Origin of the sequence: Serratia sp. JSRIV002 (assembly GCF_019968725.1) — a bacterium.
GTDB lineage: Bacteria > Pseudomonadota > Gammaproteobacteria > Enterobacterales > Enterobacteriaceae > Chania > Chania fonticola_B.
The window spans coordinates 124477-143379 of the sequence record NZ_CP074143.1 but is presented as its reverse complement, the minus strand read 5'-3'; the positions used below and the strand labels follow the sequence as shown (position 1 = coordinate 143379).

Here is an 18903-nt window from a genome sequence, read left to right as displayed (position 1 = left end):
TCAGGCCGCTACCTCCGAGTCCGGTTTTGGGAGGCCCAATAACAAATCGCGATAATACTCGTATTGCTTTTGGCGCAGTTCTATTTCGCGGGGTAAACCTTCGTTGATTGAGCTGGTTAGTGTTTCAAATTTATCGAGTATTATAACAATACGCTCTTTCTCTTCAGGCGAAGGGTTTGGAATAATGATACTCTCTAAATTTTTTTTGTTTAGTTTAGGTTGGGCTGATCCTGAGATGTATGGCGCTAAGTCAATACTGTTTAGATAATACTCAACATACCTGCGTTCAGCATAAGTCTCGAATTTAAGAACGTGAGCATGATTGTTGACCCATGTCTTACCGCTGATACTAAATGCTATCGGGGTATTACGAGCCAATAAATTTGCGCCATCTTCAGAAACAAGCAAAAAATCACCATCAAAAATATAGTCTTTGACGTAATCAACAATCCCCGAAGCACCATAGTAAGGAATATCACCGGTCTCTCTCAGGCCACTGGTGATAGGTTTTCGCTTTGAGTCAAGATTTTTTGCCAGTTCCCCCAAAGTCTTCCACTCCACTTTCCCCTCTTCAAAACTGAGCAACTTATCGCGATAGTAGTTGTATTGTTTTTTGCGGGCATTAAGCTCGGTGGTAAGCTCGGTAAAGGTATCCAGAATGCGGACGATTTCTACCTGAATTTCCAGCGATTTTTTGGGGTTCTCTGGGCAAGGGATGGGAACCTGAATTTGATTCAAGATTGCCTGCGTAAGGCTAGGCCGTCCCGATCCGGTATCCAACGCCATCAAGTTTGTAGTTTTAATAAAATAATACAGATATTTCGGAACAATCTTTGAGGTATCAATATCCGTATAGTAGATAGTGTCAACATTCCAAAATGGAGTCTCGACATAAAAGATATTTGTAATTGACCCTTTTCTCGGTATCAAAACGGTTGGTTTATCGTATGAATATTCATCGACGTATCCCATAACGCCGCCTGACCCATAAACTGGAACCTCACCTGCATTTAGGCCCTTCCAGTCTTTTCCATGCTTTATTTTTGCAACTTGTTCGAGCTCCAGCCACTTCACAGTGCAGCCATCCATTAGCTTCTCCAAAAAGTTAATGTGGCTCATGCTCCGTCCCCCTCGCCTTCGATTTCTGCCACAATCGCATCAATCTCTTTGCGCAGTTGATCAATCCTAGCAACGGTGGTGTTCAGTTCAGCATTAAGTTGGACGATATCCACCGCCTCACGAGTATCTTTCGCCTCAATATAGCTACTTACCGATAGATTGTAGTCTTTTTCATTTACTATTTCTTCGTAAGGCACCGACCTCGCAAAGTGCTCGACATTCTCTTTGCTAGCAAACACCCTCATTATTTGCTGAATATGCCCTAGGTTGTTCTCGTCCTCATTGTCAGTCAATACGTTGTTATTGGTTTCTTTTTTAAACAGACCACTGGCATCAATAAACTGGGTTGTGGTCTCTGTTTTATTCTTCGCCAGCACCAGAATATTCACCGCAATAGTGGTGCCGTAGAACAGGTTGGGCGCGAGGGAGATCACAGTCTCCACATAGTTGTTGTCCACCAAATATTGGCGAATCTTTTGCTCGGCTCCACCGCGATAAAAGATGCCGGGGAAACAGACGATGGCAGCGCGGCCTTTGCTGGAAAGGTAACTCAGGGCATGCAGCACAAAAGCAAAATCGGCCTTGGATTTGGGGGCCAGTACTCCGGCAGGGGCGAAGCGTTCATCGTTGATCAGCGTCGGGTCATCTGAACCTATCCATTTCACCGAATAGGGTGGGTTAGAGACAATGGCATCAAAGGGCTTATCGTCTCCAAAATGTGGCTCTGTTAAGGTATTACCCAACTGGATATTGAACTTGTCGTAGTTGATGTTGTGCAAGAACATGTTCATCCGCGCCAGGTTGTAGGTGGTGTGGTTGATCTCTTGCCCAAAAAAACCCTCTTCAATGATGTGCGCATCAAAGTGCTTTTTAGCTTGCAACAACAGTGAACCAGATCCACAGGCCGGATCATAAATCTTGTTGACGCTGGTTTGCCCGTGCATAGCGAGCTGCGCGATTAACTTGGAAACATGCTGCGGGGTGAAGAACTCGCCACCCGATTTACCAGCATTGGCGGCATCACAGGAGTCGCATTTGATAGCTAACGCTATTGAATTTACTTAGTTTTATCGTGTTGGATTTTGGTTGGTGCCCCCTATTGTGCCCCCAAATGATTTTGCTTGTGGGGAGCGGTAGGTATTGAAGGCTAGCTCGATCGCTTACCTCACAGTTAGTTATAACGGCTCGCAATCGCCCCTTCCCCCGTGAAGACATTACTAACATCACGGTGTACTAAATCAACGGGGAGCAGGACACTCCTGATGTGCATCCTCAGCGTGGTAAGCAAACAAAACATCGGGCATGAGGCCAGTTTTCTCTATGGTTGCCAGCACGGATTGAGTAGATACTTCAGCGATAACCTTCATCACCTCATCACGGATTTCAACATACGCAGGGTTATCTCGGGGCACAAATGGCTCAAGGAGGTGGGCAATCTCTTTACCGTTAACAGAGAGGCTGAATGTGCCAGCAGCGCGATCCACATTCCAGATATAAATGAGAGGACCTAGCCCAATATCCTCGCAATCATCTTCGTTATGGATCCCCGGAAGATAGACGGGCATAGACAGCTTTCCATCACTCAACGTCAGCGCAATAAACTGTTTTGCCGTTATTGAGGAACCTTGCCCGGGCTCAGTTTCAGGTCTTTTCTTTCTAAAGAATCCGAACATGCCTTTTCCTTGTTAGTGGTGCATCAGAAAGATAATTAGCAATCCTACAGTACTAAATGATCAGGTCAATTGAATGACCCGTTCCCCTTTGAACAACACTGGTTGTTGTTAGCCACTTCCGGTCCTGGCACGAAACTGTCAGACCAGTTGGCTGTCAGGTCCGCTATGAGTAGAGCGGGCATTCCATAACTTATATTAGCCAGTTCCATTCGTCGCGCGTGATCTCCCAGAGTTCGGTATCCAGTAGACCGCTGACATACTCTTGCTATGCAGGAGACGATCCCTCAAGTGAGTGAAACGGGGAGCATCGCAAAGGTTGATTTTATAGGGAACTCAATTGTGATTGACAATCATATGTTTTTATATAAATTAAGATTGCGTGATTTTATTATAAATAACATTAACTTCACAAAATGTATTTTGTGAAATCATATACAAGGTAACTATGAATAATCTTATATTTAAACTAGTTGAGAGTAAGGGGCTTATAACAGTTGATATTAAGCCATGTGTTTATTTAACTAATGATAATTGGGATGACTGGGGTAAATATGAAACAAAATACTATATGAGAGTAGTAGATGATAATGGAAAAATGAAAGACATAGGAACACTGAAAATTGGTAAAAAGGGGCTTAAGCCAGCGATTTCATCCTCTCAAGAAAAAGGATCTAGAAGAGTCGAGCTAGATAATGTTTTTTCGTCTCTTGATAATGATTTTTTCTCGCTGGGGCAAAGTGAGACTTATTACGAAGCATTAAATTAACTTGATGAGGAATTAAAAAATGAGATACTTACAGCGATCAAGGATTGCTCATTCAACCTTACTATTCTCGATGAAAACATCCGAGAAGAAGTCATGGGGGAGTCTCTGTTACGTGATTTCAGTATAGAAAATATTAAAAACAAATTTTATAGATTATCGCATGGATATGCAGAGTTAACTCGTTTTAATTTTAAGTTTGAATTTCCACGCAGTAATGATGATGATCCTGTACTTGAGTTTGTTGTCGAACCCATTTCATTACCATCAAGTAATGTTCATGTATTAATTGGCAGAAATGGAGTAGGAAAAACACGATGCATACAAAATCTTGTTCGTTCCATCATTGAAGATAATGATAATATTGAGGATTATGGGCGTATAATTAGGAGGAATGAGAGTAAATGGAATTTCTCAGGGATAATATCTGTTTCCTTTAGTGCATTTGATGACTTTGATCTTCCAAAAATAAAAGTTAAAGGGATGAAAGCTTATCAAATAGGATTAAGATATTTTAAAGATAATTCCAGCACTGAAGTTTTGATTAAATCGCCATCAATGCTTAAGAACGACTTAGTCGAAAGTTTTAGTATTTGTCGCCTCGGACCAAGGCGCACGCGATGGAGTGAAGCAATCAAAGCGTTAGAGTCAGACCCTCTTTTTGAAGAAGCTGATTTCTGTCAACTTCTAGGGTATAATGATGATAACTGGGAGATGTACGCAAGAACGAAATTTAATAAATTGAGTTCTGGGCATGCTATTGTGCTGCTTACAATTACTAAACTAGTGGAATTAGTTGATGAAATGACATTAGTTATTTTAGATGAACCAGAAAGTCATCTCCATCCACCACTCCTTTCAGCATTCACACGGGCATTATCAGATCTCCTCACAAAACGGAATGGTGTTGGTCTTGTTGCTACGCATTCCCCTGTGTTGCTTCAAGAGGTACCAAAAGATTGTGTTTGGAAAATTTCGCGCTCAGGAAGTTCATCATCAGCACAAAGGCCCCGCATTGAAACCTTTGGAGAAAATGTTGGTATTCTCACAAGTGAGATATTTGGTCTTGAAGTGACAAGATCTGGTTTTCATAAAGTTTTAGAGGATGCTCTTGAAGTGGGATCTTCCTATAAAAGTGTGTTAAATAAATTTGATGGAGCTTTAGGTTCCGAAGCGAGAATGATTTTAAGAGGGCTTTTAAGCAATAGGGATAAGGAAGATTAAAATGAATGAGGTCATTAAACCATCTTTTAGACCCGGCACTGTTTTTGATTCATGTGTTGAAGCAAAACAATCAGAAAACTTGAAAATAAAACTTAGAAGCATTAGAACTGAAATTACAAAGGAAAATAAAGTTTTTAAAACCAAGGGTAATACTAGTCTTTTTTTTCAAATGATGCAAGGGAATGGTATACCACCTGATGTGACAAAGGAGGAAATGGAAGATCTTTATGAAAGTAGTTTTTCACAAAGTAAGATAGTAAGGAAAAAGTATTACGATAAAATTAAGTTAAATGCAAAGTATGATATTTGCCCCTATTGTGCTCAGCGTAATGTTAGCACTCTAGACCATTATTTACCTAAAAGCCTCTATCCCAAACTGGTAGTTAATCCACTTAATTTAATACCGTGCTGCATGGAATGTAATCATATAAAGAGGGAGCATTATCCAAAGAATAATGAAGAGCAAATCCTAAACCCTTATTTTGATGATTTAATTGAAGATGTTTGGTTGATTGCAACAATTAAAAAACAAGGGAGAAAACCACCTGTTTTGTTATTTAAAGCAGAGCCAGGAAACAGAATTCCCACCCCATTTTCCGAAAGGATCATATGGCATTTTAATAAATTCAAACTAGCTGAATTGTACACATCTCAATCAGGAAGACAGTTAACTGGTATTGCTGAATCCTTAAAAAGAGAATGGGAACAAGGGGGGGAGAATAGTTTGAGGATAGCTCTTGAGGAACATTACATTACATGGAGTACAATCAATGTAAATTCATGGCAAAGTGCAATGTTCGCTGCATTAGTTAAATCCCAGTGGTTCATAAGTTCTGGATTTAAATTATGTGGTGAACCACGTGATTTGGTTGCGGTGAACCCGTGATATATCCCAACATTAGCGCCTCTGTGAAGGCGCTATACTTCAATATCAGGTAAGCTTTCATACACAAATATATGTGCTTAAAAGTATGAACTTGTAAAATTTCAGGTGCCTTCTTTTAGCCTGTACTCCTCTTTTCATAAGTTGTGTACTACTATCTATTAAATAGTTCAAGATGAGTGGCAATGTGCGCTCCTGGCACAGGCTGTGTAAAAACTCGTTTTTGCAGTATCTGGGTACTATCCCTAGCCGGGAGGATTTGGCAAGATGCGGTCATTCAATCTCTGGTTGCTAGTAGCTCAGCAGCGACCTCTCGGAGCTTACGCCTATGGGAGAACTGAGTTAGCTTCGCCTAAGTATGTTACAGCTTGATTCAAACACCCTCATTTGATATGTTTTTCATATCTCTAGATAAACTGTAGATTAATGGGTAACCACTTATATCATGGACTTACAACAGAGGCATCAAGGAAATGGTCATGGTAGACGATCAGAAACCACAAAATCAGCATTATGTACCTCAATATTATTTTCGCTTATTTTCCGAGGATGAAAACAGCATATATATGCTGCTTAGAAAGAACGGAAAGTTAATATACCCTACGGCTATCGATACTCAATCTTCAAAAAATAATTTTTATGGAAGCACTGAAACAGAAGCTGAGATTACTTCCTTTGATACCAAGTACGCTAAGAACCATCACTCCATTCTTGAAGTCCTTAAAACCGAATCTGTCGATGAGTTATCGAGTGAGCACATCAACACGCTCATTGAAAATATTCTTTTTCAGCGAGAGCGCACGCTGACATACAGAAGCAACGAAACGCCTGTGCAGAGCTTTTATAAAGATTTTCTCCAGCCCCAGATTGATGACTTGGCAAACTATGACTCTGGACACTCGCAAGAAGCTACCGACGCTGTAAGGCAAGTATTGGAACAAGTGCTTTCCTCCTTTAGCGATCCTAAAAAAATGCAGTATTTAAATCTTATGGGTGTGCCAGACAAGGTAGATGAAGTCAGTGACTTAAGATTAATCATTCTGAAAAACACTACAGGTCGCCCATTCATTTTTAGCGACTCTCCAGTATCATTTACCAACATCGCCCTGAGTGACTATAAGTGCAGCAAGCTGGGTAATATCAACTTGGGGTTGATGATATTTTTTCCGCTAAGCCCATCACTGCTAGCCTTCCTGTACGATCCCGAGGCGTATGAAATTACTGGAGGCTCAGCAAGCATCGTCATCGACATCCACAACGAAGAAGACGTACGTCAAATCAACAAGCTGCAAATTCACGAGTCTTATAACTCAGTATATTTCGGCAGTCACATACATGAAAATTATTTGACTGCACTGTGGCAGGAAGAGACAAGCAGGCTGAGCCGAGAGAAGAAATCAGTCACGCCAGCTCCTGAAATTACTTTAAATGGGATGCCTACAGGTCGAATTGTCCACGCAATTGCTCACCCTGAGCCAAACTTCTATCCAGATCTAAGCTTCATCACATTAAAAGACCTTTCGAACTCCCGCATTCCCTATCGCTCTTCTTTTATCCAATCACAGCTGCCTCCTGGAATAGAGACTCCGAATCTCAACCACTTGGTGGATCGACTTTCCGATCAGGATGATCCTGTTGAATAAATCTCTTGCGATGCTAATTTTGTAGGGATTATCTCCCCCCTTCTGACTGCCCCCTCCGGGTCTACATCTAGGTCCGGAGGGGGCACCAGTTCCAACATCGTATGGAGTTGCACAACCTATAGCCGTCCTTCACTAAAGGCCGCTACCGGCCAGAAACGATCCGATATTGAAGACTGGCGGGGGTTTATACATGTCCTCGTTAGCGTTAGTCTCAGATGGTCAAAGCTTACAGCTCGCTTTACGCACTCGATTCGCACAAAGCTGTACTTTTGCTCAATCCGAGACTTATAAGACGCTGGGTTCATGAAGCTGAAATGGAAGATATGCAGACCAAGCTTGATGCATCGCCACAAACAGCTGTAGTGCGAAAGCAAACGGTAGAGCATCCGTTCGGAACAATTAAAATGTGGATGGGGCAACTCAATTCCTGATGCAACGATTTAAAAACGTCAGCACAGAAATCAGTCTGCATGTGCTGGCTTATAACCTGAAAAGAATGATGTCGATCTTGAGTAATGAAGGATTGACCATTAAAGCTGCGAGAGCAATACAACTAGCGGGTATAACCGCTTTAGCCCCTAATAACCACTCAATAGTACTCAGCACCAGGCTTTAAAAGCTCCGAACTGCCTCCGAACACAAATCATTACGAATACAGCCAATATTGAGAATATTCTTACCCTCCCGACTGGGGATAGTACCCAGATACTGCAAAACCGAGTTTTCACACGGCCTGGGCACTGAGCGGACTTTCAGGCCTGACTAGCCCTCAGCAAGCGTAGGCACCGTCGCCGACTTAATCGTTCAACAGTTTGTGCAGTGCTCAGTCAATCTGATTGTTACCAACAGGACCTTTGGAGCCTTCACAAGTAAAAGCATGACACTTTAATCGTTTTAGCCTAGCCAGAATACGAGCTTTGATCGTCTTACCAATCTCCTTTGGTTATGCTTTCACCTTAGCAAACACACAACCTACCTTGCGGCTAGCATTCCTGGATAATATTTCGCGACAATATCATTCATACGGACAATCAATTCCGGTTTACTGAATACGATATGCGCAGACCCTTTCATGAAGTACCGGATACTCAGGTAGTCATCTTGGTAATCCTTAGCCACCAGCCTATTGGCGCAGATATGTTCATATAACCGAGTGGTGATATCCCCTCGATTGTCAGGCAGCGATTTGCCATCTAGCAAGTGTAATATCCGTTCCAGATCCGCCAGTTGGTCACGCCGGTAACTGTGGTTCAGCGTGAATCCCCATTGGTTGTAGCTGACCAGATTGCTGACGATAATTTTCTTACCGAAGCAACATGGATTGTTGGTCTTATAATCCCAGGAAAGCGACTTGAAAACGTTAATCACGCCACGTTCGAACATCTCACCCTTTTCATGGTGCAACTGCTCAAACGTGCTGTAGATGCTTTCTGCACTGATGGCGGGCAGGTCTTTACTCTCTAAGCTCTTGTACCACTGGTCACGGGCTTGCGCATCCATCAGTGACAGCATCCCAGAGTGATTCATTAGGTCTTGCCAGAGTTTGCGGTCGATCTGATGAGTGATAGCAGCCAGGCCCTTACCCTGCTCCAGAGTGAGATGACACCCGTAACGATGGCCAGATTGCACTGCCCAATCTTCCAATTTACCGCCACCAATACTAAATATCAGATTACCAATTTCTTGTAGTTGAGCCATCAACGCCTCAATCTGTTTCAATGCAACCTCACGGCCTGTTACCAGGCGTTCAATGTCGCTCGAACAGATAAGTCCGGTGTGGCCGGTGAGAACTTCAGGGGTTTCAATAACCATATTTAACGAATGAGACATAATCGGGATCCTCAAAAACAAAAATGCCCGCATCTTCGCGGGCTGGGGGAAATTAGAGAGCATGGTTCCACCTCTACTAGGGTTGGTTATCACTCTGTACTGGGTGACAGCTGAACAGTGACACAATGCTGGCGACGTGGATCGAGCTCGCCAGATCGCAGATAGTTCTCCAACTGTTCAATCAACACCGGAAAAGCCACATCGAGAGCCTTGATGGCTTCGGGTGTGAACGTGCCAATCAAACCGGCGCGGTCAGCCAGAAAATGCAGGTGGCGACCCTGTTGAACCAGTCTGGCCCCCAGACGTGGCGTAATAGCACATTGCAGACCCCAGACCGGAGCCGTGGGTGGGATATCAGGTTCGAGATTTTTCATTATGAGTTTTCCTTAAATAGCACAACGCCAGCCGTGAGGCTGGCGTGTCGGTAGATCATTAAGGTGAGCCGGAGTATCAGGCGAGGCGGCGATTTACGGGGTTTCGCAGCCCTAACGCACTACGGGCGAGTAGCATATCCCCACCACTCAGCGTAGGGTCCTGTGCCAGCAGACTGAAACCGGGGCGGTCAATACGTACCAGGTCGAATTTCTCGACCAGCTCGTTGATGGTTTCCCGTACTGTCATTCCGTACTCAATCTGTTGAGCGATAGCTTGTGGGTCGTGATACGGCGTATCGTTGAGTTCTAATCCATAACAGTGGTTCAGCAACCAGGTAAGCAATTGCTCGTATTCGGCTAACGCCTGATTGGCGTTAGGTGCGGTATGGGGAATTTTGTCGATGGCCTTCATTGAATGATTTACCTTAATAAAGCGGTGAGACCGGTAGCTTGCAGTAGTGAGCCAACCAGTGGGTGACGGAGCGCCACTGCTTCAATGGCACGCCGGATTCGATTGTCCAGGTATTCGGACTGTGGGTATTCGCCAATAGCAATACGGCCATCACCAGCCATTGATAGGGATAACCCCGTGTATCGCATCGGATGGGGGCATGGGGTATTTGACGTCGGTACAGTAAAAAGGGATCACCCGCCAGGTGGGCAGCACGCTCGCCATTGAAGCTGATCAGACCCAACCCAATCGCACTGTCGTCGTAACGTAGCGGATGGTTACCGGTATGTTCACAAATAACCGGGGAGGTGGCTAAGCCCAGACTGTTGGGATGCTCTCGCATCTTCAAGTAGGCGGTAGTGATGGCTTGGCATAGGGTGTGCCAGTCTTGCGGAAGAACGGTGTGATGCTGAAGAAAGTGAAATACGCCAGGCACGGGCGTTGTGCTTGTGTTCATTGGGCATTTTCCTTGGGAAATTACGGGGCAATACGAAAGCGAAACGTTGACCGTGGAGCCGTATTACCAGCCGAAGGTGACAAAGTCGGGCAACACATCACCCAGAGCATCAATATGCAGGTAAGTCATTTGATGGCGTTTCATCAGCGTGATGACCAGACGGCGGCAAGTCTTGGAGAGCCCCAGTCGTTTGAGTTGCAACACCGGATGGCTCCAGGCATCCAGGCGTATCAAATATCCGGTCCCCGAAAAGTGGATCCACTCACCATCACTGAACTCATCTTGACAGTGTGAGATCCTGTACAGCAGTGTATTGTCGTCCTCACTGATATGGGCCGAACTGCATTGCAGACCACGAAGTATCATGGGTGTGGTGACTAACATAACAACCACCCTCGTTCGGCCAGTGAGATCAGATCTCCGTCCCCCACAATCAGGTGATCCAGCACGCGGACATCAACCATGTCGAGCACATTGATCAGCCTATCGGTGAGCGTACGATCGGCCTCACTGGGAGTGGGATCTCCCGACGGGTGATTATGGGCCAGTATCACCGCAGCAGCCTGGTGGTGTAATGCTCGGATCACGATTTCACGAGGATGGACGATGGTGGCATTGAACGTCCCGACCGAGACGGTTTCACTGGCCTTCAGCCTATGGCGATTATCCAGGTACAGCACCATAAAGCATTCGCGACTTTGGGATTGAAGATGGAGTCGAAGCCAGGCCTTGACCGCCTCTGGTGAGCTAAAGGTATAGGACCGGTGCTGCAACTGGGTTTCGAGTATTGCTAACGCCTGGCTGATAACCTGTTGTTGATCGGCGGTGAAGTGCGGCGGAGATGTGAGCATCTGGGAGAATAGCATGATAAACCTCCGGAAGTTCAGTCGATTAGGGCGAAGATGGCACGGCTTTCAGGATGGTGCAGCGCGTATTCTCGTAACCGGTAGAAGTGATCGGTCATGGCCTCGCTTTCGGTCCGGCAAGCATGGTGGCTGTAGGCCATTAGGCAGGCGGTAATACCCGCAGCCTCCTGGCCCACTGTAGCCCCGTTGCCGTTGAGGGCATTGAACAGCACATACTCTTTATCAGTATCTGGCACCAGGAAGGCACCGCCGTTACTGATCGTGTAGAAATCCCACAGTCCACCGTGGTAATCCGCACAAAATCTGTCCAGCCAGCCGAAAACGCGGGGCTCCAGAACGAGCCATTGCGGTATGTTGCCAAAGTGCTGCGGCCAGAAACGAGAGCGCTGGTTGCCAGGCACTACAGTGGCGATCAGTGCATTGGTCTGAGGCATTGCCGTAGACGCGGTAAGATGTGTATTCATGAAAAATATCCTTATTTATTATTGATAAATAACAAAACAGGCCCCACCGGAAACCGGGGAGCCTGCCTGGAGGGTGTGGTGTAAAGGTAAGTTAGTGCTTACAAGGGCTGTTCACCCACGATCTGGCAATTGTGGAAAAGTGAAGATCAGGCGCAGTTGGGTGCAAAATTGGGCATAGCCATCAGCGTCAAAGCAGGCGGGTCAATAGCCCTCTACTTCGACTAATCAGCACAGGCTGAGCTCACCAGGTCGATAGCAAAGATGATTGCACCAGGCGCAGAAATCGTCATCGGATATCAAACGACTGCCGGGTTAGTTGTCCAGTGACTCTGGATGCCAAACTGCCTGTCGCGCGTTGGCAGGGAGCGACCACATTAGGCCACCATGTGCTGTGGCCGCAAATCACGGTTGTTGGTTCTGTAATGCGCCAGTTCATAACAGGTTAAGGGACTGTTGCGGCGTATCTGATTCACCGCACCTAAGCGGAAGGCTAATAGCATGGTTAACTCCTTATTCAGTCGGTAAAAATACAAAAGGCCACACTTCCCGAAGGAGATGTGGCCTGACTCTGTTTATAACAATGGTGTTGGTGATGCGCTGACGGTACAGTTACGCAGGTTTTTCTGCTTGGTTTATCAGTGCTGCTGATTTTTGGCTTTTACTTTATCCCAGGAAGGGCGTCGTTTTCCCGAAAACTCCTTCTGCATTGACCAGTAACCAATGGGGTACTGCTGAACCCGCGTGTCGTTCACACCAATATCGACCGAGAGGTATTGCCCGTTGTTGATAGTCCCTTTGCGTATCCACGCATCCGGGCTACAGGTACCGGTATCGTATTGTTTCCATGAGGTTGTATCGCGGGCTACAATATAGAAGTCACCAAAGGCACAGCTGTGTGTTGATTTACGATTCAGGATGGCTACGTAATATTTGGTGTTGGCAATAATGGTACAACTGCTGTTCTCTCCACCACAGACCTGCCAGAGTGATTTTCCTCCATCTCCCTTAAAGGTCCAGATAGTATTAGCTGGTGCACCATCCGGGGATGTCGCTGTTGCCATCGCCGGAGTCTGTTGCTGTGGCGTCTCTTCTTGTATGTCACGACGCAAGACTCTTGCTTCTGCATCCCCAACGTCGCCAAACATTTTTTCCTTACCCCTGTCGTAATAAAAACCAGCAACAACATGTTCTGAGGGGATATACAAAATTTTCAAATAATGGTCACCACAATTACCTCGCTCACAGACAGAGCCCTGCAACCACTTCTCGCCACCAACGTCCACCGGAAACAACCCACTGTCCGGGCCGTTCATTGAACCATGTCGTCCCAGTAATCCGGTAAGTCCTGCAGATTTCAGCGCGTCATCAATGTCTTTCATAAATATCGGGTCAGCATCGTAAATGCTGCCCAGAAAGGGACATGACCCATACCCATTATCATTGCCACCGACATCAGGCTGACAGTTCATTGCGTCTGCTGCAGTTCTGGCAACACCGGCTGCGCAGACCCCGGTGGTAATAAGGCAAAGCGTGGATATCAGTATTGTTTGTTTTAATTGACGTAATTTAAGAGACATTATTAACTCGACTCCATTCTGTTTATGAAAAATAAATGGGCTCCATACAGAGCCCTGTAACAGACTTAAAAATCAACAGTATTAAGACCGACATTCTTTTTGATGGTGGGGTCGTAAATAGTCACCGTGAGTGTGTTGCCGTCTGAAGACCGTGAGAATTTTGGGACAGCCTCACCGCTGCATGTTGCATGGCGGTTATACTCCATCATTTTTCCTTTGCCGGTGGCAAGCCTGACAACGATGATATAAGGGTCATAACAGGCTGAGCCACCGGGACTGCTCAGCAATGCATACTGGCCATCATTAGAGACACTAATGAGACTGCACGTCCCATTTTTCACATCCTCACTTCCGCACATCTGCTCACTGCCGTCTTTTACATCAATGACTTTTTGGGGTAATTTAACCGCTGCAGCATTGACTGAGGTACTCAATAAAAAACCTGAAATCATTAATGGCACTATAAACGCTTTCATATATTCATCCTGTTTATTGTTCAATTGAAATTCTTATATGGCTTAAATTGCAGTCCTGTTTTCATCTTCAGATGAGGTGTTATTTTTCCGTTACCCTACTCATGAACTCAACGGAGAGCCTGCAACGAGCCAGGCTGGGGATTAAAGCTCGCCCCGGTTACGCTGCTGAAAAATGCCGTTGTCAGTGACAATTCTCTTCAACTCCGCGCTGCTCTTTGTCTCCAGGATCTCATGCACTTCTCCTTTGGCGATATCTATTGTCCTTACCCCATTTACCTCCGTAGTTGCGACACATCCAGCCATTCCCTCTGGGGGATGTCACCGGATGAGCAACAGTCAGGACAACGTCTGCCACCGTTGTCCTGATTTATCACAATGCTTTTATTTTCATTTGGTTACCATCTTTTCGTCTCACGAGCAGTTCCCGTCATAGTGATTTATCTAACCACCACATTGATCTATTATAACGATCAATAATCGATAATCGATCGTTATAGTCTATTGATCGAGGGCGGTTCTGTCACTGAAAAATGTGTGGCAGTGAAAAGAAGAGACATAAGGTATTCTGGTCCCATAGCCGGGCGTATGGGTTTAAAAGGGGGAGGACAGGTGGGGTGATGACAACGCAGCGATGGATGGGGGCATTGGCCCACCTCAGAAGAAAATCCAGTCCCAGATGGAGCTGGCGACCGATACTACAGCCTCTCTCACCTTGCGGATCACGACTTGGACAGGGGCCGGGATAAAAGAGGAAGACTCAGCGGTATCAAATACACTACCCACAGCAGACCCAAAGCCCTCACGTGCCTGCTTTTTTACCGATTCATTGCATAACTTCCCCTGCAGTTGCATCGCCAGTGGGCTGGTGGCAAGGTCAGGGAGGCAGCACATCATTGTTTCTACCATTGACGGCAGATTCCAGCCTGTTCGGACTGAGACAGCGCACACGGGATGGTACGGTGAGAATAACTGGCGAATGGCGTTTAGCTTTGCTTCGATATTAATCGACTGGTGTGGGGAGGGAATGTTGCTTGTGGTATTCCATTTGTGGCAAGGTTCGATCTTGTCGGCCTGGTTAACAACAAACAGCACCCGATGCCGGTAGCCGTCAATCACGCGGCAGTAGAACTGTTCATCTACCGACAGCGCCCGATCGTCGGCTTTGATAACCCACAGGACCAGATCAAGTTCCGGCAGGGTACGATGGTAGAGTGCTTCGTATTCTCGGTCCCGTTGCTCACTTTCTCCCACACCGGGCAAATCCATCAGTATCAGGCTGTGGTTGCCGCTGCGCAGGCGAAAGCGTAAGGGCTCACGAGTGCAGGCGGTCACATCGCTGATCGGGGAAACGTCCCCATGAAACAGGGCGTTGCAGAGTGAGGATTTACCGGCACCTGTTTTACCCATGATGCCAATCACGGGTTCGTAATTGATGGTCTGGAGGATGCGCTCCAGTATGGTGCGGGAGAGGACTCCGGGAAGAAAGGATAGCTGCTGTTTCAGGGCGTCAATACCCTGTTCGGTTTTATCTGACACATTAACCTCCGTGAGTGAAATAACAAGACAGCAACATTTCTGCTGCCGTTCTCACAGTGGTAATATAGGTCTGAGATTTTTTTGAATGCAGGTTTAGCGGCGTTTTCGATACCAGCTTACCCGTATGCCGGAGGTGGTGTCAGTTGGCGACTGACCGCAAGGACTGTTATGTGACGGGGGAAGACGCGTTTGAGTCGGAATACGCAAATAGCCGCCTGAGAATAACGTTGGAAACTCTTTCACGAAGACCTGATGGGTCCGTCATGCCAAGCTTTGATGGTCGATTCATCAAGCTAGAATGCCAGTGCGCCTCGGTTGATAAGTGCTTTATTTTAGATTGTCCCGTTGTTGATTTTGAACTTTTGTTTGGCCACGGGGTATCCGATTATAGTCAGGATCACGGTGATCTACCTCTAATTACGGCCAAAAGCTCGATTTATTCAACAAGGCAGCATGGTAACTTCCTGCGGGTCAACGTTGATCACTCAAATTATTTAAGCCTGTTTTTACTAATTTCCTGAGTGTTGACCATAATGACTTTTTCGGCTTTGACGAGTGAAATTTCATTGTCGGAAAGTGAACGTTTTTTTACGCCGATAACCAACATTTTATTTTGGAAGATGCTCACTGGCATCCAGTACATATAGTTAATAGGTGCCAGTTTTTTCTTCTTTGCCACGAGGGTTCTTAGGGGGGAACGGCCCACCTCTCTCAAATCGAACACCTGAATAGAATGATAATCTAGGTAGAAATGGTCTTTTGAATCAGTGTTGCTTTTAACATCAACGAGCGTAACGGCATACACAAAACTGCATACCGGAATACCCCTTTCAATGTGGCTTTGCGTGGCTTTTATCCTGACAGCCAAAATTTTTATTTTATCCTTTCGGATCTCCCGCATGAATATACGGGCTAAAAGGAGCCCTTGTGGTGATTTGATATGGCGCTTCCTTACAATCTCTCCGTATAGCTCACGCAGTTTGTCGACAAGACTTTCATGCTCTTCGCTCTCGTCATACATCCTGATGCCTGAAAGAGTAACTTCAAACCAACTTTCGCTAGTGTAGAGATAATGACGTAGCGTATTAAAATACAGAGACTTATGCCATTTAAGGTATATCCCTTCAGGAATGACTCCATCACTAACAGCAGCCTCAGTTTCAGGTTGGTGCCTTTTCTGTTCAAGAGCAAAATCAAGCAGTTCACCAACTAATTCGGACTGCGAGCGTTTTCCACTCGTAACAAAGTATTCGTCCAGCACTTTGAGCGTTGTTTTCCGGATACTGAACGATCGAATTTTAGTGTGCTTTTCCATCATCAACCTTCTCGCTTGTTTCCCTTATTCTCCTCCCCCTTACCGCTGTTCCTGAGAGAAAAATGTCCAGTTCCCAGACTACACGATTAAGCGCCTACAGTATAATATAGTTATTAACTATCAAGTAAAACTAATGATAAACAATTAGTTATACAACTAATATCGCATTTTATTTAGCACTAAATCTAAGGTCTGTCGTGGGGTGTATTGCAGGGCGCATACCATGCTGAGAACAGTGTAGAGGGTATGGAAGCGGTGACCGTGGAGCAATCAGCATGCCAGTTCAGGTGAGTAATAAGTAAACAGAAGCCATGTATTTTGTCGGGCCACGGCCCAACATACCGGTCTGAGAAATAAATCAGCTTTTTTACGTCACGCCCGGTTTGTATGTCGGAGCAGGGGTAACAGTCATTCACAACCACTCCGGATTACCTTTTAAACCGGAGAACTCAACCATGACAATCAAACCCTCTCTGCTTGAAGACCAGTTTGTCGATCTGGCATTTATTACCAACCTGACTGGATTAACATATCAATGGTTCTACAAACTTATTAAAGATGGCCTCTTTCCGAAGCCAATTAAGCTGGGTCGCAGTTCCCGCTGGTTAAAAAGTGAAGTGGAAGCCTGGCTTCAGGAGCGTATAAACCAGTCCCGTCAGTACCCCCCCAGCCAGAACTAATTCAACCGCACGCAATTAATTATCCGGCTAACCGGTGATTTTCTGCTACCTGTCATTCATACTCGAAGGAATATGCGCCATGAAAGAAAATAAACCCCGTTACGAAGAGCTACACAGATATTACCAGACCTGGCTGACGGATTTTACGAAGCTGACAGTCAGGTCGGGCATGTGTCACCAGAATATATACCACCATCATACCCTGACGGTTGGCAGTCTAACGTTCCCCGGGAAAGCGTCAGCTATTGCGATTGTTCCGCAGTGCCTGCACCGGATCATTTACGGTAAAACAGCGGCAGCATCATTATCTCTTGAGGATGATCTGAGCGTCAGTCTGTGTACGCAGGAGCACCTGCTGGCTCATCACCCCATGCTGGAGGGTGTTCTGCTTTCAGAATGTGTGCGGTTAAAACAACGCCCGCTGGCAAATAAGCTTATCAGCCTATTCAGGCAATTCAGCGGAACAGAGTTGCGCCTGAAGCTTGTCTGGCTGTGCTGGTACGATTTGATGCTGGGGAATAACCTGGAAGACTGGACTGAGAAACTCCGGTTCAAAAAGAGCAAAGAGGTGGATATCTGGATTAATGAAAGGAAGGCAGAGAATCCAGCCCTTACCAACATAATGGACGAGTATCTCTGCTTCGCATGGCGAACGACAGCCGAACCATTGAATTTGGCTTGATGCCTTGGGAGTTAAAATTAATATCGGTTAATTAATATTATTAATAGGCACTCCCTTTTTATAACCACCTCAGTAACTCCTTGCAGATCGTCCGGTCAATCGTCCCTCTTTCAAGGGGTTACCTTCATCTCTCCTGCTGGTCTCTACCAGCTATCAAGAGTTAATCATATGAATACTAAACTAACCTGGACGCCAGACTGGTTTTTGTCGTCTGTCCTGGACTGGCATACCGGGGAAATGGTAAATCGCTATGCCTGCCTGCTGGCTATCCGTATAGACCTGTTCTATCGGCACCACACAACCCAATATCATCAAAAGGATCACTGCCAACTGGAAAGGGATATCCGGTCACTGATGGACAAAATGATGAACCTTCAAGCAGTAGTGGGGTATTTCTGGGTCATCGAGTGGACAGAGGATCATCACTACCATGGTCATGTGGTCTTCTGGCTGGATGGTAATCGAACCCAAACTCCCTACCCCTGGGCAGAGAAAGCGGGTGAGTTGTGGCACGTTATTACCGATGGCGATGGCTGGCATCATCGCTGTGAATTTAAAGAGCATTACAGGGCAAATATCAATATCCCGGTGCACTACAACGATCCAGACAGCATCACTAACATCCGGCTGATACTGGAATATCTGACTAAAACTCAGCAGAAAGAGGGATTGTTACTTCACGGCTGTAACGAGGTGCCTGAACGCCCTCTAACGGGTCGCCCACGGCTTCCGCCAGCACTCAGCTAAATGTGAAATCACAATGTTAAACGCCTGCAGTGGCGTGACTACGCCACTGATATCCGCTGTCAGCGTAGCTGCTTCAGGAAGCCTGGGGCATATCGGCGTGCTCACGATTTAATTACGTAACACTCCCTTCTTTTGACCTCGAC

General features: G+C 45.8%; 21 protein-coding genes and 2 pseudogenes. 8 read left to right on the top strand and 15 right to left on the bottom strand.

What is annotated here, in order from left to right:
• The 3 genes and pseudogenes from KGP26_RS00575 to KGP26_RS00565 form a co-directional block, all read right to left on the bottom strand.
• Window positions 1–1119 (bottom strand): restriction endonuclease subunit S, encoded by a 1119-nt coding sequence (locus tag KGP26_RS00575; RefSeq protein WP_223664880.1) that lies wholly within the window; start codon window positions 1117–1119, stop codon window positions 1–3.
• A pseudogene (locus tag KGP26_RS00570) lies at window positions 1116–2138 on the bottom strand (type I restriction-modification system subunit M); the annotation flags it as partial. The gene KGP26_RS00575 and the pseudogene KGP26_RS00570, both read right to left, overlap by 4 nt.
• A gap of 219 nt (window positions 2139–2357) precedes the next feature.
• Window positions 2358–2792 carry a hypothetical protein gene (locus KGP26_RS00565; protein WP_223536866.1) on the bottom strand — a complete coding sequence of 145 codons (435 nt, stop codon included), beginning with the start codon at window positions 2790–2792 and terminating at the stop codon, window positions 2358–2360.
• Window positions 2793–3237: 445 nt separating this feature from the next.
• Here KGP26_RS00565 and KGP26_RS00560 point away from each other — a divergent pair, with 445 nt between their 5' ends.
• From KGP26_RS00560 to KGP26_RS00540, 5 genes and pseudogenes are all read left to right on the top strand, one after another.
• Window positions 3238–3558, top strand: coding sequence for a hypothetical protein (locus tag KGP26_RS00560; protein ID WP_223536864.1), 321 nt, complete (start codon window positions 3238–3240; stop codon window positions 3556–3558).
• 93 nt (window positions 3559–3651) lie between these two features.
• Complete coding sequence (locus KGP26_RS00555; RefSeq protein ID WP_223536862.1) at window positions 3652–4779, top strand: AAA family ATPase; 1128 nt, start codon at window positions 3652–3654, stop codon at window positions 4777–4779.
• 1 nt (window position 4780) lies between these two features.
• Window positions 4781–5665, top strand: coding sequence for an HNH endonuclease (locus KGP26_RS00550; RefSeq protein ID WP_223536860.1), 885 nt, complete (start codon window positions 4781–4783; stop codon window positions 5663–5665).
• Window positions 5666–6141: 476 nt separating this feature from the next.
• Window positions 6142–7305, top strand: a complete 1164-nt coding sequence (locus tag KGP26_RS00545; protein WP_223536857.1) for a DUF4238 domain-containing protein — start codon at window positions 6142–6144, stop codon at window positions 7303–7305.
• Between the two features lie 278 nt (window positions 7306–7583).
• A pseudogene (locus tag KGP26_RS00540) lies at window positions 7584–7852 on the top strand (transposase); the annotation flags it as partial.
• Between the two features lie 425 nt (window positions 7853–8277).
• Here the strand turns inward: KGP26_RS00540 and KGP26_RS00535 are convergent.
• The 12 genes from KGP26_RS00535 to KGP26_RS00485 form a co-directional block, all read right to left on the bottom strand.
• Entirely contained in the window at window positions 8278–9135 is an 858-nt protein-coding gene (locus KGP26_RS00535; RefSeq protein ID WP_223536855.1) for a DUF4942 domain-containing protein, read from the bottom strand.
• An 89-nt stretch (window positions 9136–9224) separates the two neighbouring features.
• Window positions 9225–9509 carry a type IV toxin-antitoxin system YeeU family antitoxin gene (locus tag KGP26_RS00530; RefSeq protein WP_223536852.1) on the bottom strand — a complete coding sequence of 95 codons (285 nt, stop codon included), beginning with the start codon at window positions 9507–9509 and terminating at the stop codon, window positions 9225–9227.
• A 76-nt stretch (window positions 9510–9585) separates the two neighbouring features.
• Window positions 9586–9921, bottom strand: coding sequence for a TA system toxin CbtA family protein (locus KGP26_RS00525; RefSeq protein ID WP_223536849.1), 336 nt, complete (start codon window positions 9919–9921; stop codon window positions 9586–9588).
• Window positions 9922–9934: 13 nt separating this feature from the next.
• Complete coding sequence (locus tag KGP26_RS00520) at window positions 9935–10417, bottom strand: hypothetical protein (protein WP_223536847.1); 483 nt, start codon at window positions 10415–10417, stop codon at window positions 9935–9937.
• 63 nt (window positions 10418–10480) lie between these two features.
• Window positions 10481–10801, bottom strand: a complete 321-nt coding sequence (locus KGP26_RS00515; protein ID WP_223536844.1) for a DUF5983 family protein — start codon at window positions 10799–10801, stop codon at window positions 10481–10483.
• Window positions 10795–11283: a DNA repair protein RadC gene (radC, locus tag KGP26_RS00510; protein WP_223536841.1), complete on the bottom strand. Its 489-nt coding sequence runs from the start codon at window positions 11281–11283 to the stop codon at window positions 10795–10797. The genes KGP26_RS00515 and radC overlap by 7 nt, the downstream gene beginning before the upstream one ends.
• A 17-nt stretch (window positions 11284–11300) precedes the next feature.
• The gene (locus KGP26_RS00505; RefSeq protein WP_223536838.1) at window positions 11301–11747 is read right to left on the bottom strand and encodes an antirestriction protein; all 447 of its coding nucleotides are present in this window, start codon (window positions 11745–11747) and stop codon (window positions 11301–11303) included.
• A gap of 374 nt (window positions 11748–12121) precedes the next feature.
• Complete coding sequence (locus tag KGP26_RS30295) at window positions 12122–12247, bottom strand: hypothetical protein (RefSeq protein WP_256461389.1); 126 nt, start codon at window positions 12245–12247, stop codon at window positions 12122–12124.
• 135 nt (window positions 12248–12382) lie between these two features.
• Window positions 12383–13324 (bottom strand): hypothetical protein, encoded by a 942-nt coding sequence (locus KGP26_RS00500; RefSeq protein WP_223536837.1) that lies wholly within the window; start codon window positions 13322–13324, stop codon window positions 12383–12385.
• A 65-nt stretch (window positions 13325–13389) separates the two neighbouring features.
• Window positions 13390–13800 carry a hypothetical protein gene (locus tag KGP26_RS00495; protein WP_223536836.1) on the bottom strand — a complete coding sequence of 137 codons (411 nt, stop codon included), beginning with the start codon at window positions 13798–13800 and terminating at the stop codon, window positions 13390–13392.
• Window positions 13801–14454: 654 nt separating this feature from the next.
• Window positions 14455–15336: a GTPase family protein gene (locus KGP26_RS00490; RefSeq protein ID WP_223536835.1), complete on the bottom strand. Its 882-nt coding sequence runs from the start codon at window positions 15334–15336 to the stop codon at window positions 14455–14457.
• A 490-nt stretch (window positions 15337–15826) separates the two neighbouring features.
• Entirely contained in the window at window positions 15827–16654 is an 828-nt protein-coding gene (locus KGP26_RS00485; RefSeq protein ID WP_223536834.1) for a CopG family transcriptional regulator, read from the bottom strand.
• A gap of 452 nt (window positions 16655–17106) precedes the next feature.
• On the opposite strand from KGP26_RS00485, the gene KGP26_RS00480 reads away from it, so the two are divergent.
• From KGP26_RS00480 to KGP26_RS00470, 3 genes are all read left to right on the top strand, one after another.
• Window positions 17107–17331: an AlpA family transcriptional regulator gene (locus KGP26_RS00480; RefSeq protein ID WP_223536833.1), complete on the top strand. Its 225-nt coding sequence runs from the start codon at window positions 17107–17109 to the stop codon at window positions 17329–17331.
• Window positions 17332–17410: 79 nt separating this feature from the next.
• Window positions 17411–18013, top strand: a complete 603-nt coding sequence (locus tag KGP26_RS00475; protein ID WP_223536832.1) for a hypothetical protein — start codon at window positions 17411–17413, stop codon at window positions 18011–18013.
• A gap of 168 nt (window positions 18014–18181) precedes the next feature.
• The gene (locus KGP26_RS00470; protein WP_223536830.1) at window positions 18182–18760 is read left to right on the top strand and encodes an inovirus-type Gp2 protein; all 579 of its coding nucleotides are present in this window, start codon (window positions 18182–18184) and stop codon (window positions 18758–18760) included.
• Window positions 18761–18903 lie beyond the last annotated feature (143 nt).